General features: G+C 58.3%; 14 protein-coding genes. 6 read left to right on the forward strand and 8 right to left on the reverse strand.

Features of this window, described 5'->3' with window-relative positions; translation table 11 throughout:
* Nucleotides 1-874 (reverse strand): hypothetical protein (locus tag JCM12296_RS12975; RefSeq protein ID WP_281492003.1); only part of this gene is annotated, 874 nt, incomplete at its 3' end.
* Complete coding sequence (locus tag JCM12296_RS12980; RefSeq protein ID WP_054693578.1) at nucleotides 850-1,716, reverse strand: hypothetical protein; 867 nt, start codon at nucleotides 1,714-1,716, stop codon at nucleotides 850-852. The genes JCM12296_RS12975 and JCM12296_RS12980, both read right to left, overlap by 25 nt.
* A 203-nt stretch (nucleotides 1,717-1,919) precedes the next feature.
* Between JCM12296_RS12980 and JCM12296_RS38250 the strand changes: the two genes are divergently transcribed.
* The 6 genes from JCM12296_RS38250 (at nucleotide 1,920) to bamA (ending at nucleotide 10,387) form a co-directional block, all read left to right on the forward strand.
* The gene (locus tag JCM12296_RS38250) at nucleotides 1,920-2,090 is read left to right on the forward strand and encodes a hypothetical protein (protein WP_157067582.1); all 171 of its coding nucleotides are present in this window, start codon (nucleotides 1,920-1,922) and stop codon (nucleotides 2,088-2,090) included.
* A 276-nt stretch (nucleotides 2,091-2,366) separates the two neighbouring features.
* Nucleotides 2,367-2,906, forward strand: a complete 540-nt coding sequence (locus JCM12296_RS12985; protein WP_054693583.1) for a hypothetical protein — start codon at nucleotides 2,367-2,369, stop codon at nucleotides 2,904-2,906.
* A 434-nt stretch (nucleotides 2,907-3,340) separates the two neighbouring features.
* Nucleotides 3,341-4,579, forward strand: coding sequence for an AsmA family protein (locus tag JCM12296_RS12990; RefSeq protein ID WP_054693586.1), 1,239 nt, complete (start codon nucleotides 3,341-3,343; stop codon nucleotides 4,577-4,579).
* Complete coding sequence (locus JCM12296_RS12995; RefSeq protein ID WP_157067583.1) at nucleotides 4,483-5,331, forward strand: translocation/assembly module TamB domain-containing protein; 849 nt, start codon at nucleotides 4,483-4,485, stop codon at nucleotides 5,329-5,331. Before JCM12296_RS12990 ends, JCM12296_RS12995 begins: the two co-directional genes overlap by 97 nt.
* Before the next feature lie 170 nt (nucleotides 5,332-5,501).
* Nucleotides 5,502-7,559, forward strand: coding sequence for a translocation/assembly module TamB domain-containing protein (locus JCM12296_RS13000; protein ID WP_054693592.1), 2,058 nt, complete (start codon nucleotides 5,502-5,504; stop codon nucleotides 7,557-7,559).
* Between the two features lie 8 nt (nucleotides 7,560-7,567).
* Nucleotides 7,568-10,387 (forward strand): outer membrane protein assembly factor BamA, encoded by a 2,820-nt coding sequence (bamA, locus tag JCM12296_RS13005; RefSeq protein ID WP_172683887.1) that lies wholly within the window; start codon nucleotides 7,568-7,570, stop codon nucleotides 10,385-10,387.
* Between the two features lie 15 nt (nucleotides 10,388-10,402).
* On the opposite strand, the gene JCM12296_RS13010 is transcribed toward bamA, so the two are convergent.
* The 6 genes from JCM12296_RS13010 to JCM12296_RS13035 form a co-directional block, all read right to left on the reverse strand.
* Nucleotides 10,403-11,152: a DMT family transporter gene (locus tag JCM12296_RS13010; protein ID WP_054693599.1), complete on the reverse strand. Its 750-nt coding sequence runs from the start codon at nucleotides 11,150-11,152 to the stop codon at nucleotides 10,403-10,405.
* Nucleotides 11,136-11,318 (reverse strand): hypothetical protein, encoded by a 183-nt coding sequence (locus JCM12296_RS13015; protein ID WP_054693602.1) that lies wholly within the window; start codon nucleotides 11,316-11,318, stop codon nucleotides 11,136-11,138. Before JCM12296_RS13015 ends, JCM12296_RS13010 begins: the two co-directional genes overlap by 17 nt.
* A gap of 97 nt (nucleotides 11,319-11,415) precedes the next feature.
* Complete coding sequence (locus JCM12296_RS36340) at nucleotides 11,416-12,441, reverse strand: energy-coupling factor ABC transporter ATP-binding protein (protein ID WP_083456105.1); 1,026 nt, start codon at nucleotides 12,439-12,441, stop codon at nucleotides 11,416-11,418.
* 60 nt (nucleotides 12,442-12,501) lie between these two features.
* Nucleotides 12,502-13,188, reverse strand: coding sequence for an ABC transporter permease (locus JCM12296_RS13025; protein ID WP_054693606.1), 687 nt, complete (start codon nucleotides 13,186-13,188; stop codon nucleotides 12,502-12,504).
* 131 nt (nucleotides 13,189-13,319) lie between these two features.
* Entirely contained in the window at nucleotides 13,320-14,156 is an 837-nt protein-coding gene (locus tag JCM12296_RS13030; protein ID WP_054693608.1) for an ABC transporter substrate-binding protein, read from the reverse strand.
* A 45-nt stretch (nucleotides 14,157-14,201) separates the two neighbouring features.
* Complete coding sequence (locus tag JCM12296_RS13035; protein WP_054693651.1) at nucleotides 14,202-15,140, reverse strand: helix-turn-helix transcriptional regulator; 939 nt, start codon at nucleotides 15,138-15,140, stop codon at nucleotides 14,202-14,204.
* Between the last annotated feature and the right edge of the window lie 155 nt (nucleotides 15,141-15,295).

Consider the following 15,295-nt stretch of genomic DNA (forward strand, 5'->3'; position numbering starts at 1 on the left):
CCGCTGAGGTGGCGGGGCGATAATGGGGTGGCCGGTAGTAAGGCGGCCGATAGCGTGGCGGCCCCCACCACCCGCCATAGCGGGGCGGGCCCCAGGCATACCCGAAATGGAAACTGAAGGGGCCGTGGAAGAAGGAATACCCGAAACTCCAGCCGTGATACGAGCTGTAACGGACGCTGAAGCCATAGGTAAACGGCCTCGGATAATAGTAGTGACGATACCACGGCCGATAGTAATATCCGGTACCGTAAACGACAACACCGTGATGGATGTAACAGCCCGTATACCCGGGCGTGTATCCCACATAAACGACTTCCGGCGTGGAATCGTAAATGTAGACGTACTTGATGTTGTTCACCGGCGATGACGGGGGAATGTCCTGAACCTCGGCCGGAACGGCGTCGGCCACGGCCCAGGGACCATTGGCGGTGGGGGCCACGAACCAGATCCCGTTGTCTACCGCGTAGTACTTGCCTTTAATCCGGATAACGGGGGTCGCCGTATTGACGGCGTAATCGATCCCGGTCCCCTTGATCGATGTGAATTCCGGTTTCCCGTCATACTCAACGCTAAGTTTGGCTTCCGAGCGCTTGACGGCGGTCGTTTCCGGAATCTGGGCATCCAGAACGGCCTCGCGGGCTTCCTCGGTTCCGGGAATACTGGCCCGCAGATCCCCTTGGTCCGAATCGGCGGGGATGTCGGTGAAGGTTTCCGGCAACTGGTCCGGGGGCACATACGACCAGGCGCCATCCAGCTTGCCGGCCCTGTACCATCGCCCGGAAAGCAGCAGGTAATAATGCCCCGTATCGACTTCGTACAGAAGGTTGTTGCTCGTGTTTTTCACGGCCATCAGGTTGTTGCCGGGAAAGGGCACGAATTGGGGCTCCCCGTCGATGGAGAGAAGCTCCGTGGCTCCGTGGCCCCAAACACGACCACACCGGTCGTGACGGCGGATTCCGCATCCTCATCATCGGACGCTTCCCGCTCCAGGGCGGCCACATCCGCCGGCGGATCGGCGGTTTCCTGCCATCGGCCGGATATCTTCCGGGAACGGTACCAGGTTTCCTTGCCGATCAGATAATAGGTCTTGTCCGTTTTGCGGAAGACCATGGGAAACGGGGTGTTGATCACGGTCATCAACGCCGTCTTCTCGATAGGCTTCAGTATCGGCTCGCCATCCACCAGAACCAGCGCCGCCGGCTTGTTCACGTAAAGGATTTTCGGCGGATCGTTGTCCAGCGCCTGCTCCGTTTTCACCCGCGCCTGTTCCGTCTCCAGCCCGGCGACGAGCTGATCATTGGAGAGCACGATATCCCACGCGGGAATCTCCCGCGTGAGGACATCGGCAAACCATTTTTCCTGCTCCGGGGTGGCATTGGGAAAACGGGAGCGCACATTTTCGATGGCAACCAGATGGACCGTGCGTTCGTCACGGTCGGTTTCAATTCGGGCTTCAAGCCAGACCGCGCCAAATACCGGCGCATTCATCTTTGCGCCCTGGACGGAAGCCGCGAAACGGGAAAGCAGGCGGTTTTCGTTGAAGTCCTCCACTTGCGGCTGATAAATGACAATTTTCGCCTGGGAGGTTTCGATCACTCGCGGCCATTGCAATTCTGACGGTACGGCTGCTTCCCCGGCCATCTGGGCCTGCGCAGGCAATGCGAGCCAGAAAAAAAACACGAACAGGACCGGCAGGTGTTTCCATAATTTTTTCATAGTCAATCCGTGATGTGTATAGAGGGGCAAGGCAATGAAAGAGGAGGAATACCTATTTGTGTATCCAAATGCTCCGGAATTGTCAATTGACACCCCATGGCCGTTCAGGAGTACCGACCTCGATCATATTGCCTTTTTCACCCCAATGCTACTACATGTGAAATCTAACTGACCGGTCTGTCTTCACCTGAGCATATTCCCTTATGAAAAAAGATTTACTTCCTAAAACTTTACTCGCCGAATTCTCATCCGGCCTTCTTTCGGCCGCAAAAATAAGATTGCCGCCTCGGATGACCACCCCGGTATTCATGGTTTATTCGGCCGGAGAATTCCTGCAAAACATCCTCTTTGCCACGTCAACGGCGCAAGCATGATGGCTGCGGCTGCTGTAATGGCTAATTTTTTCTGGCAGAAGCTCGGGTGGCGGCAAGGATAAAGAAGAAGGCAGTGTACTTGGGCGGGAGTTGATCGGCACAATGACCACGGATCAGCTATCCCGAGTTGAACTCGGGTCGCTGATAATCGAAGAGGTGCTTCACATGCTGCGGCATACAAAAATCTTGCACCTCAAAGCGTTAGATTGACGACAGCGTCCAATTGGTTTAAAAATTTGAGTCAAGCTATCAACCCCCAGCAGATTGGAGAACTGAATGAGCAACTACTTCTATGTCGTCTGGGCCGTTATCCTATCCCTTTTTCTGGGCTGCACCCACCAGAACATTCGTGCCATATACTATAGTGAACCTGAGATCCAAGAGGTTTCAAACGCTGCGTTTGACGCCCGCATCGAAATTGAAAAACAGAAAAACCCATTTTATGTCTCTTTCCAGTTAACCCTGACGAACAAAACCAATGCGGCCCTGGCCATCGACTGGAACCGTACCCGCTATCTCCACAAGGGGGAAGACCTGGGGGTCTTTGTGTTCCAAGGTATTGATCCCGAATCCGTTAAAACCGGTATCCCTAAGGAAACCGTCGCACCTCGCGCTACATTGTCCAAACGCATTTCGCCACACCGTACCCTGGCCTTGCGATCCATGAGGGATACGGCCGCAGTAGGCCAAAGCGGCATTTACGCCGGAATTCTGCCAGGCGGAACGAATACCGTCCGACTGGTGGTTGATCAGGCCGATCGCACGTGGGAAACGCCGATGTCTTTCAATTTGATCACGCAGAAGTTGCCCAAATAGGCATTTGTTAATTCGGATGCCGCATTTCTCCTCAAGCCCTTGTTGTTCCCTATCAACCAGGACGGCCTGTCGCGCGACAGACCGCCGTTTCTTTGGGGTCTCTTCCCACTGGAGCCTTTCGTAAGGGAATCCTTTCCGCGAAAGGAATTTGCTTTCAACTTGTCTGGCGATCTGGGCTTTACGCAAGATCAAGTCAAGGCAATTACAGATGAACACAATAAAATCAGAAACATTGAGATAACCACCCTATAGATCACTCGGGCAGGTCGTGCGCGTCGCGATTCTGCCGCTCGAAGAAGTGCATCAAGGTAGCTGTGGTGGGGGTCGCCGACAATCAGGCCAGCTCGGCATCAAACGACGTTGGAAAGCCGGCCGTCACGGAATCCCGTCTTAGGGATTGTCCTTTTCCGTCGAAGGCGGTATTTTTCGCTCCCATGCGCCCCTTGAAAAAACCATTCCTGCTGATTGCGATTGTCCTGATGGCCGCCCTTCCGGCGCTCATTTCGGGTGGCTACCTATGGATCAACTCCAAGCTGGGGCGCGATTGGCTGCAAGCACGTATCAATCAGGCCATTCCCGGCAGCATCACCATCGGAACGCAACGCCTGCGGGTCCTCACGCCGGGGGTGGACCTGGGTGATGTGACCCTTCGCGATCCCCAAGGGCGCCCCGTGGCCGGGTTCACCCATCTTGCCATTCGCTTGGCCTGGCGCCCGCTGTTACAACACGAACTCCGCGTGCAACGCCTGCGGCTCCAAACCCCCTGGGCCAAGCTGGTCCAGAATGCGCAAACCGGCCTGAACCTGACCCGTGCACTGGTACCGCCGGGTGATGAAACCGCCGCACCCGAGGAAAACGACCAAGGCGCCTTTCCGTTCAACATCACCTGCCAATCGCTGGCGCTCACCGATGGCCACCTGGTTTTCGATGCGCCGGCAGACGATGTCCATCTGACGGCCGGTGGCATCACGCTTTCGGCCAGCGGCGATCTCATGCACCGGCAGGCCCAGCTCAATCTTCAGATTCAGCAGTTGGAAACCAGCGGCATAGGCGTCCAGCCGCCCCCCACGCGCATCCGGTTGAAGGCCCGCCTGGACGGTGAACGGCTGGAAATTCCCAGCCTCCAAGTCGCCAGCGGCCAGACCACCATCGATCTTCAGGCGGCCACCGACCGACTGGCGGCCGATCCGATGATGAACGGCCAGGTGACCCTCCAGGGTGAATTGGCCGAATTGAAGGACGTTTTCAATCTGGAAGGTGCCTATGCCGGCCGGTTGACTGGCCGGCTTGATCTGAACGGCCGGCTGAGCAACCCTGATGCACGCCTGGTCCTGGCACTGGGAACCGGCCAAGTGGCCGGCCAGCCCCTGGATCACGCCGAGTTCACCGTCGTCATCAAGGACCGGCAGGCCACCATCGCGCCGTCCGCCTGGCAACTGGCCGACGGTCGGCTGGCACTCCAGGGAAGCGTCGATCTGCACAATGCCTTTGGCAACGGTTTTCTCGCATCGCCGACCGATCCGGACGCCATTGCCTACGACCTGGCCCTGACCCAAACCATGCCCGATATCGCCCCATGGCTGAAATCGATGGCTGCCATCAAGGGCGGCATGGAAAGCCGCATCACCCTCACGGGCAAGGGTGTTCGGCCGAATGCACCTTTGCCCGGCTGAACCTGGAAACCCGGGCCAAGGCGCTTTTGGCCACCGGCATGCAGCGGCCCGTCAACGCCACGGCAACCCTGGCGGCCCAGCTGGCATCAGGCGACCTGACCTTGACGCGCATGGATATGGATGCCGATGGAATCTCGCTTTCCGGCAACGGACGCTACGGAATGAAAGACCAGACGCTGGCCGGCGATGTAAGCCTGCATGCCGCCGATCTCTCCAGAGCCTTGGCCGTTGTCGGCCTACCCTCGGTAAAAGGCAACGGTGCGGCGACGATCCATATCGGCGGCCGTCTGGCCCAACCGAAAGCCGTGGCAAACCTGGTTGCCAGCGGGCTGCGCATCGACGCCTATTCCCTGGGGGACGTGATCCTCGACGCCGACCTGACGTCGGACGGCCGACTGACCTTGCAGCGCCTGAACATCCAGAATCAAGCTGCGCGCATCACCGGCAGCGGCCAATGGCGCCTCCTATCGGGCCTCGGCGGCATCGACCCGGATTTCGCCAACCGGCTGAATCTGGATATCGACAACGCCACCCTCAGCCGTTTCATGAAGGCCCCGCCCGTTGATGGACAGATCGATGCCCGCTTGCGCCTGGCCGGTCCACTAACCGCCCTTGCGGGGACCCTCGACCTGGATGGCCAGTCACTTAACACAACCGACATGGCCATTGGGGATCTATCCGCACACCTGGCGCTGAACAACGGCACGCTCCAGGTGGATACACTCGATGTCGTCAATCAGGCTCCCGCCTGAGCGCCGACGGTAAAGTCGACCTGTTCAAGCCCGGCAGTCTGCACCTTGTCGCGGATCCCGGCCTTGATCTGACCCTCCGCTCGCGAAACTTCAATCCGGCCATTTTCAGCGACCAGGTCAAGGGCCGGTTCGACCTCGACGGCAGGATCAGCGGCCGGATATCCGCTCCGGTGGGTCGATTCACCGTGGACGGATCCGCCATCGTCCTATCCGGTCAGCCGATATCGTCCATCAAGCTGGAGGCCCGCTTCGAAAACCAGCGCGTGTGGCTCGATCGGCTGGTGGCGGCACTGACACCGGACGAACGGCTGGTCGCCGGCGGTTCCATCGGCCTCGACAAGACCATCGACCTGCAGTTGATGACCGATGGCATCCGTCTGCAGAGCATCCCGTCGCTGCAGACCCGGCTTCCCGCCGAAGGCGTGCTGCGCCTTGGCCTCAACGCCAGGGGAAGTATCGACGATCCGGATATCGACGGCCAGTTGACCGTCAAAACGATCCGCATCAACAATGAACCCGTCGCGGATATCGATCTGACCCTGTCCGTTCATGACGATGAAGCCAGGCTCACGGGCAACCTCAATTTCGCCGTGGATGCGGCCTTTGATCTGCGTAGCAGTGATTTCAAGGGCACCTTCACCTTCGATCACACGGAGACCGCCGCTTATTTCCGAATCTTCGGCCGGCCCGAATTGCACGGCACGCTGGATGGCCGGATCACGGCCGCCGGCAATCTCAACGCCATGGCCGATACAACGATGCAGGCAGATCTGGGTGCCATCGCCCTTTACTGGGATAAAAAGCCACTGGTTCAGTCCGATCGGCTCGTTGCCCACTTGGCCGGGGGACGCCTATCGATTCCCGAATCGACCCTGACCCTTATCTCCAAGGGCCAATTGCGCATCAAGGCCGAAGCGCAAACCACCGGCGATCTGGATGTCGCTTTGGATGGGCGCATCCCGCTGGCGGCCATGCGCCTTTTCAGTGATGACCTGGCCGATGCCAGGGGCAGCCTGTTGCTGGATGGCCGCATCACCGGCAACCTCGAACAACCGCAGGTTAACGCCAACCTCGTGCTGGAAAAGGTCGCCATGACCATCCCCGGTCTGCAGCAGCGCCTGCACGATCTCGGCGGCCAAATCCAGCTGACACCGACCCGGGTTCGCTTCGAGGGCGTTCAGGGTTTTCTCGACACCGGGTCGTTCTCCCTCTCCGGCAGCGTGAATCACGATGCCTTCACGCCCACGGGCATGGACCTCACCCTTGCCGCCCGATCCCTGCCGGTGGAGGTGCCCGACACCCTGAGTGTTCTCCTGAACAGCGATATCCGCATCACCGGCAAAGATCGCCGGGCCGCCGCCCGTGGCGAGATTGTTCTTCTGGAGGGCAACTACTATCGGGACGTGAAGATCAACCTGCTGAAGATGGCCGTCTCCCGTGAGCGCGCCGTGTCCCCGGCCGCCAGCCCCACGCGCATTCCCTATTTCGATACGGTCGACATGGATATCGATGTCAACCACCGCCAATCCTTTCTGGTGGAAAACAACATGGCCGATCTGGAGATCAGCCCGGACCTGCGTATCGGCGGCACCCTGGCCAAGCCCATCCTCAGCGGACGGGCCCAGGTAACCAGTGGCACGATCACCTTCCAACGCCGCACGTTTACGGTGAAAAAGGGCATCATCGATTTCGTCAACCCCTATAAAACCGAAGCCGATATCGACATCGAAAGCCAGGCGACCATCCGCGACTGGACCATCACGCTGGCCATCGAGGGCACCCTGGACAATCTGAAGCTGAAACTCACCTCCACGCCGTCGGCGACCAGTTCGGACATTCTCTCCCTGATTCTCTTTGGCCGCACGGGCAGTGAACTGACCGGTGGCGAAAGTAGCCAGCGCACCAGCAGCCAGATCATGGCCGAGATGCTCGCCGATACATTCGGCGAGGATATCAAGCGCTATTCCGGCGTCGACATCCTGCAGGTGGAGACCGACAGCACCGACAATAACGGCAACGGCGATGAAGCCCCCGACGTCAGGGTCACCCTGGGCAAACATCTCTCCGACCGCATGACCGTGAAATACGCCGTCGAAACGACCGATGGAGAGGTCACCCAGAAGGCCATCGCCGAGTACAAGCTTCTGGAGAATATTCTGATCAGCGGATTTCAGGATTCCCAAGGCGTATATGGCTCGGAACTCTCTTTCCGGATCGAATTCAGATGAGCACGCACATGAAACCTGAGCGCCGAGCCATCCATGGCGGGTTATCGCTTCTGATGCTGGTTGCCCTTCTTTTCTGTCGTCCCATGGATCTTTTGGCCGGCCAAGCGTCTGCCGGTATCACCCCAACAGCCGAAACCACATCGCCGCCGGTGATCCGCGAGGTAAAAGTAGTCATCCAGGATCATCCCCAGCGCCAGGCCACGTTCCAGACGATAGCCCGATCGCTCATTGGCCTGAAAGCGGGCGATGCCCTCACCGAAAAGGGCATCCAGGCCTCGGTCGAAGCATTGAAGCTGAGCCGTCGCTTTGCCGCGATTCATGTGGATACCATTAGCGCCGCCCAGGGAGAAAGCCTGGTCTTTACCCTCACCCCATATCATTACGTCGCGGACATTCGCATTCACGGCAATTCGCCGCTCTTCGATCAGGATGTTCTCAATGTGATGACCCTCTATCCCGGTGCCCCTTATAACCGGGAAAAAATATCCGCTCAGGTCGCGCCCATCGCCAACCGCTTCAAACGGGCGGGCTATATCGACCCCCAGGTCACCATCGAACGAAAGGGAAATGGGGCGGACGACCAGGACGTCCTCATCGTCCGCATCGAAAAGGGCCAAGCCTACCAACTCGGAACGCTCAGCTTCAATGGAAACCAAGGACTCTCGGACGCCAAGCTCAAATGGCACATGACGGTCTGGCGGAACACACTGCTGCCCGGCGGCGACCGGTTCAGTTCCTATCAGCTTAAAAAGGATATCGACCGGCTATTGGCCTATTACCGTGAAAAAGGATTTTTAAACGCCAAGCTTGCCTATAAAACCCGCGTGGCGGATGACGGCCGTCACGTCGATGTGGCCATCGACATCGACGAAGGCCCCGACAGTGACGTGTCGCTGGAAGGCAACCGGCGTTTCTGGGACCGGACCTTGAACAAGGACATCGTTCTCTTCAAGACCGGCAACCGCGGCAACATCGGCGTTCGCAAAAGCATCCAGAACATGTTGCGACGCTACCGCGCGGCCGGCTATCTCAATACGCGCATCCAGAGCGAAACCCAACCCGTTCCCGGTTCGGCGATCGCGCGCCAGAAGATCCGCTTCATCATCCAGGAGGGGCCCGAATCCGTGGTCCAGGACCTTTCCGTCACCGGCAACCACGCCCTTTCCACCGAAGCGATCAAAGAAGACGTGCTCACCCGCCCGCCCAGCCTGTTTCACGATGGCGCCTTTGTTCCCGAAACACTGGAGGAAGACGTCTTCGCGGTAACCACCCGCTATATGCAGCAAGGATTCCAGGACCGGACCGTGGACCCCGAGGTCACCTTCAATGGGGATAAAACCCGGGTGGATGTAAAGCTGGCCATCGACGAAGGCCCCCGGACAACCGTGGGTCGCATCACCATCCAGGGGCTGGTCGATATGCCCGAAGAAACGGCGCGCAAAGCCCTGATCCAGCACCCGGGCGGGCCTTTCCGGCAAGCCGCCCTGGATGCCGATAAAGAGGCCATCATCAGCCTCGTGGCCGAAAAAGGCTATCCCCACGCCACCGTCGACAGCCAGGTCGGGTTCAGCGATGACCGCACCCGGGCCGATATCGTTTATCGGGTGACCCCCGGCCCGAAAGTGACCCTGGGCGATGTTTTCATCGCCGGCAATCTGCGTACCCGAGAGCGGGTGATTCGCCGTGAGTTAAACGTCACGCCGGGTGCACCGCTGTCCCTGCGCGGCCTCTATGACGGTCAGCGCCAGTTGCGGAACATGGATATTTTTCAGTCCGTCGATTTCCGCACCATCGGTTTGAAGGAACGCGATGAGACGGTCGATCTTTTCGTGGATATTCGTGAAAAGCCACCCTACTATCTCCAGTCCGGCGTCGGTTACAAATCGGACAGCGGGCTGTATGGCCGGGTTTCCGCCGGCAATCGAAACATATTGGGGCTGGACATCGCCAGCGCCTTGAGCGGTACCCTTAGCCAGACCGGATATCGGCTGGATGCCGAACTCACCGAGCCCCGTTTTCTGTGGTCCCGCACGAGAGCCAGCCTCAGCGGATACGCTGAAGAAAAGATCGAATTCAATCAACCCTTCGGCACCCGCACCACCGGTGGCGCTCTGGCATTCAACCGTAATTGGAACGACCATCTGGCCTCGGTATTGAGTTTCAACCTGGAAAAACGGGATCAGTTCAGCGTGGATACACACCCCACCGATGAAACCGAGGAGAGTACGCGCACCATCTTCGTCACGAGCCCTTCCCTGCGCTACGACAACCGGGATTCCTTCATCCGCCCCACGCGTGGATTTTTCTCCTCCGCGAGCGTCGACATCTCCAAGGGCATCCAGTACGCAATCGACGATTTCGTTCGTTACCAGTTGGATAACCGCTTCTACTATAGCCCCTTCGAAAGGGTTACCCTGGCCGGCCTGGTCCGTTTCGGACAGATCATCCCCTATGGCGCCAGCAGCCAGGTGCCCGACGATCAGCTCTTTTTTCTCGGGGGTATTCAGGATGTGCGCGGGTATGGGGAGAACCTTTTGCGGGTCAACGACGCCGGCGATCCGGTGGGAGGCAAGACCGCCGTTGTGGGCAGTCTGGAACTTCGCCTGGATCTGGGGATGAACCTGGAGCTGACCACGTTTTACGATATCGGCAGTGTCCAGGATGCCCTGGTAGACGCGGGCTCGGATAATTTTCGCGCCAGCGTGGGCCTCGGTCTGCGATACATCACCCCCATCGGTCCCATGGGCCTGCTCTACGGTTACAAACTCGACCGCAACCCGGACGAATCCGCCGACTGTTGGCACGTATCCATCGGCTATAGTTTCTAACCCGGCCCCAGTACATTAGACCCGCGAGGTCAGCACCATCCCCATGCAAACCATTAACAAGGCCACGACGGCCGTCCATTGCAGATGCTCACCCGCGATGAGTAAAACGGATAGCAAAACGGCACAAACGGGGATCAGGAAACGGTAGACGGCAATGCTGGAAAGCCGGTTATGCAGCACCAGCACATACCACAGCGAAAATGCGGTGGCGGAGAGGAAGCTGAGGTAAGCCATCAGCCCGATGGACGCCGGTGAAAAGTTCAGAACCGTCGGTGTGTCGAAGAAAAGAGCCAGCAGAAACAGCATCACCGAGCCGCTGATCATCTGATAGGCTGACATGAGCAGGGGGTAAACCCGGACACCCGTCTTCTTGACCACGATCAGCGCCAAGGTCGAACACAGGGCGCTGAGCAGAATGAACCCGTCACCGGTCAGGGTCATCCGGAAATCCAGGTGACGGCCATGCACGTTTACCAGGAGAATCCCCAGAAACCCGACAATCAGACCGGCGCTCTTGCGCACGGTGAGCGGATCATCCTTGAACCACAAGTGGGAGAAAAGGGCGAGGAAAAAAGAACCGGACCCGTTGATGATGGAGGCTTTCACCCCGGTGGTGTTGGAAAGGCCGATATAAAACAGGGTGTACTGCAAGCCGGTCTGCAACAGGCCGGTGAGCAATACGGCGCCATAGTCACGCGCGCCGGAAGCCGGATCGGCTTCCCGCAGACCCGAAGACCGGCCAGGATCATCAGGCCGGCCAGGCAAAACCGGTATGCCGCAAAAAAAGCTTGCCGCCGGTGCTGTGTTGAATCGTCAGCAGCGTAAAACCGAGTTTGACCATGGGAAAAGCGCTGCCCCAGAGCAGCGCGCAAATCAGGGCAAAGCAAAATACGGCCGGCGGCCAGGCAAACAGATTTTTGCGATTGCTCATCTCGTGGATTCCGGTGCGGACATTCCCGGTTGACGTTTGGAGGCGGTTTGAAAAAAGGCCCAAAATGGCGTTGCAGGGTGTCTTTTCGGACGCGGCATCAATGCCATTGAACGCGTTCGGGGCGGTAGGCCAGGCGCACCGGCCAGCCGCGGTGGAGGGTCATGGCGGCCACATGCGCCGCTTCGACGCACACCACCAGGGTCATGCTTCCGGCCCGCACATCGGCATACAGTCGGCCGCTGTGCCGCTCCAGGCTGAGGCGGGTAATGGTGCCGTCGATGCAGGCCTCGTGCTCGGCCACCGGATCCGCCGGGCTGTCGAGAATACGGAAGGCGGCCGGATCGATGAAGGCGATGGCCTCTGCATGGGGCGGCGCCGGCACGATCAGGCGGCGTCCATCGCCCAGCCGCTTGTGGAACCCGCCATCTCCTCCTTCTTGCCAGGGGCCGAAAATCATGTTGGTCCTTCCGGTCCCGGTCATGCGCCCTTTAAACAGCTGGATCACCTCATCGCAAACATCATAGAGCCACTCCCGGTCATGGCTGGCAATCACCAGGGTGGTGCCCCATTCCTGGCGGGCCCGCAGGGAGGCCGTACGGATCAGTTCGCTGGAAACGGCATCCACACTGGCCGTGGGCTCGTCCAGCAGCAGCACCCGCGGTTTCAGCACCAGGCGGGCCGCCAGGGCCACCCGTTGGGCCTCACCGCCGGACAGTTCACTCCACTGGCGGCCGGAAAACCGCTCGGGATCGAGCCCGACCATCTCAAGGGCCTCATGGATCCGGCCAGCGGTATCCTCGCCCTGCCCCCGCACCCGCAATCCATAGGCGATGTTGTTGAAAACCGACCGTTTCATCAGGTACGGCTCCTGGGTTAAGAGCGTTACCTGAAAGCGCACCACACTGCCGAAAGGAAGCGCCGGCACGCCGTCAAAATAGATCTGCCCTTCATCGGGACGCATGATAAAGGCCATCAATTTGAGCAGCGTGCTCTTACCGCTGCCGTTGGGACCGGCCAGTCCCATGATGGTGGCCGGCTGAATCAATAGCTGGTCGATATCCAGCACCGGCTGCCCATGGTAGCGATGAACCAGGTGGTCGATCTGGTAGATGGGTGAACGCAATTCAAGTCGCTCCCGGGCGATGCATCCTCAGGCGAACACCTTGTGGATGCGTGGCCGATTTTATCGTTTACGCAAAAAGGAAAGGCTGACGTTGACCATAAAGGCAATGGCGATCAGCACCAACCCCAGGGCGATGCCGGTGGCGAACATGCCCTTGCCCGTCTCCAGGGCAATGGCGGTGGTGATGGTGCGGGTATGCCACTTGATGTTGCCGCCCACCATCATGGAAATCCCCACCTCGGTCATGACGCGTCCGTAAGCAGCCAGGCCCGCTGCCAGCAAACCGAAGCGGACTTCCCATAAACTGCTGAATAACAATTGCCGACGACTGGCTCCCAGGGTGATTAAAAGGGTGCGTAGATGCCGATCCATGTTTTCCACCGCCGCGGCACTCAAGGCAATGACCACCGGAAGCGCCAGGATGGTCTGCCCGACCACGATGCCGCGCAAGGTAAACAGCAGTCCCAGCCCGCCCAAGGGGCCGCGATTGGAAATAAAGGCATAGACAACCAAGCCGATGAACACCGTCGGCAAGGCCAGCGCCGTATCGACCAAAAGCCGGGTCTGTCGACGGCCCGGGAAATCAACGTAACCCAAGACAAACCCTAAGGGAATCCCCAAAACCAGGCTCACGGCCATGGACCCGGTGGAGGCCTTCAGCGTTGCGGCCACGGCCGACCAGGTCTGGGCATCGCCACCCAAAAGGAGTCGGATCGCTTCGAAAAAACCGGCAAGAATGAAATCCATAATAGGGACGTCTGGCCATTAAAAAAGGGGCTGATGCCCCCGAGTATTTGGTTTTCCATCCAACCCGGCCGCCGTCCGCAGCGGCCCGGTTGGACGGGAAGGTGTGGCTCCCCGCTCATGCCTGAGCAAAATTATTTGGCGTTGGCGGTGAAAAGGGGTTTGCCCAACAGCTTGAAATCGGCAATCAGCTTCTGGCCTTCGGCGCCGGCCATCCAGTTCGAAAAGGTGGTGGCCAGATCATACTTGGCCTCGGGGCAGCGCTTGGGGTTGACCGCGATGACACTGTACTGATTGAGCAGGATCGCGTCCCCCTCGACCAGCACTTTCAGGGGCGGATTACCCTTCAGGGTATCCGCGTACTTGATATAGGTTCCACGATCGGTCATGGTGTAGCCGTTGCGCTCGGCAGCGATATTGATGGTGGCCAACATGCCTTGCCCGGTCTGGACATACCAGCTCTCCTTTTCAGGGACCACGCCGCCGGCACTTTTCCACAAGGCCAGTTCCTTTTTATGGGTGCCGGAGTTGTCGCCACGGCTGGCGAACACCGCGCCCTTGGCCCGGATGGCGTCCAGCGCGTCAACGACATTCTTGCCCTTGATGCCAGCCGGATCGCTCTCCGGACCGATGATCACGAAGTCATTATACATGATTTCGCGCCGATCGACACCAAAGCCCTCTTCGACGTACTTCTTTTCGGCCGCCGGCGCATGCACGAGCAGGACATCCACATCACAATTCTTACCCAACGCAAGCGCCTTGCCGGTACCCACGGCAGTCCATTTCAATTCAATGCCGGTCGCCTTTTCAAAATGGGGTTTCAGGTAGTCGAGCAGGCCGGTGTTATCGGTGCTGGTGGTGGTTGCCATCATCAGCACTTTTTCGGCTGCCGTGGCCGGAAGCGCCAGCATCAAGGTCAGGGTCAGAAGAATACATGCCTTTGCCAATAGTTTACGCTTAAAATGCATATTGTCCTCTTTCGTTTAGGGTGAATGATCGAAAACGGTTTTTCCTCATGGGTCCATTTGGGTCTCCGAGGGTGTCGGTTCATAGGGGAAAATCATCTTGCCGCTAGAGGAGACGTCGTATCCGGCCAACTTTTCCGCCATCTGAATAAACGCCTTTTCATGCAGCAAGCCGAGAAAATACTGGACGCCCTTTTCGAAAAAGCGCTCCCGCGTCACCAGGAGATCATAACGCTCCTGGCGCAAGGGTAAAAAATCCAGCCCCAATAGGGAGGCAACCGGCCGGATACCGGGGCCTGCATCGGCTTGACTGCAGAGGATTTTCAAACCGACATCCATATGCCGGTTGACCTCGTCATCGTAACCACGGATGCGTTCGCCGGCAAGCCCCGCCCGTTTGAGTTCACGGTCAAACAACAGGCGGGTTCCCGTGGCCAGGGAACGGTTGATGATCCGAACACCCGGTTTTCCCAGGTCGGCAATGCTGGTGATGCTATGGGGATTGCCCTTTTGCAGCAGGATGCCCTGGTCTCGCTTGCAGAAATTGACCACCACGGGCATCGCTTCGAACTGGCGCTTCAAAAAATCGAAATTATATTCACTTCCATTCTCCTGCAGCAAATGGCTGGTAGCCAAATGACACAAGTTTCGCTGTAGGGCGTTGATGCCACCCACGGAGCCCAGGTTGCCGAAAACCGACACATGCCCGGGGTATCGGGCATTGAAAATGGCCATGGTTTTTTCCAGCAGGATGTCATTGCTGCCGACAATGATGAGCAACCCCTCATAGGGCGGCAGGGTCCGCTGGTTCTGGGGATAATTGGTCGTGTTGGTCTCGACCCATTGCTCAACCAGATGCCGGGGAAAAATCCACTTGCCCGTCACCTTGGACGCCGGAAGCCCTTTTTCCGAAATGAGCGTGTAGACCATTTTCTCGTTGATCCCCAAAAACTTGGCCACCTCTTTGGTGGAGAGCATCTGTGTCATATGTTCCTCTTGCATCCGATAATAAAATCCGACCACCATCAAAAAAATGGTTATATTTAGTCATCTTGAGGCATTTTGTCAAATTTGGAATAAGGCTATACCGATTTATATAAAAAAAGATTAACCGATATTAACTGAATAAGACATCGTCGTCG

Origin of the sequence: Desulfosarcina cetonica JCM 12296 (genome assembly GCF_001311845.1) — a bacterium.
Classification (GTDB): domain Bacteria; phylum Desulfobacterota; class Desulfobacteria; order Desulfobacterales; family Desulfosarcinaceae; genus Desulfosarcina; species Desulfosarcina cetonica.

Coding starts and splice junctions, on each gene's coding strand:
- JCM12296_RS12980 (WP_054693578.1), bottom strand. CDS start 1,716: ATGAAAAAATTATGGAAACACCTGCCGGTCCTGTTCGTGTTTTTTTTC.
- JCM12296_RS38250 (WP_157067582.1), top strand. CDS start 1,920: ATGAAAAAAGATTTACTTCCTAAAACTTTACTCGCCGAATTCTCATCC.
- JCM12296_RS12985 (WP_054693583.1), top strand. CDS start 2,367: ATGAGCAACTACTTCTATGTCGTCTGGGCCGTTATCCTATCCCTTTTT.
- JCM12296_RS12990 (WP_054693586.1), top strand. CDS start 3,341: ATGCGCCCCTTGAAAAAACCATTCCTGCTGATTGCGATTGTCCTGATG.
- JCM12296_RS12995 (WP_157067583.1), top strand. CDS start 4,483: ATGGCTGAAATCGATGGCTGCCATCAAGGGCGGCATGGAAAGCCGCAT.
- bamA (WP_172683887.1), top strand. CDS start 7,568: ATGAAACCTGAGCGCCGAGCCATCCATGGCGGGTTATCGCTTCTGATG.
- JCM12296_RS13015 (WP_054693602.1), bottom strand. CDS start 11,318: ATGAGCAATCGCAAAAATCTGTTTGCCTGGCCGCCGGCCGTATTTTGC.
- JCM12296_RS13025 (WP_054693606.1), bottom strand. CDS start 13,188: ATGGATTTCATTCTTGCCGGTTTTTTCGAAGCGATCCGACTCCTTTTG.
- JCM12296_RS13030 (WP_054693608.1), bottom strand. CDS start 14,156: ATGCATTTTAAGCGTAAACTATTGGCAAAGGCATGTATTCTTCTGACC.
- JCM12296_RS13035 (WP_054693651.1), bottom strand. CDS start 15,140: ATGACACAGATGCTCTCCACCAAAGAGGTGGCCAAGTTTTTGGGGATC.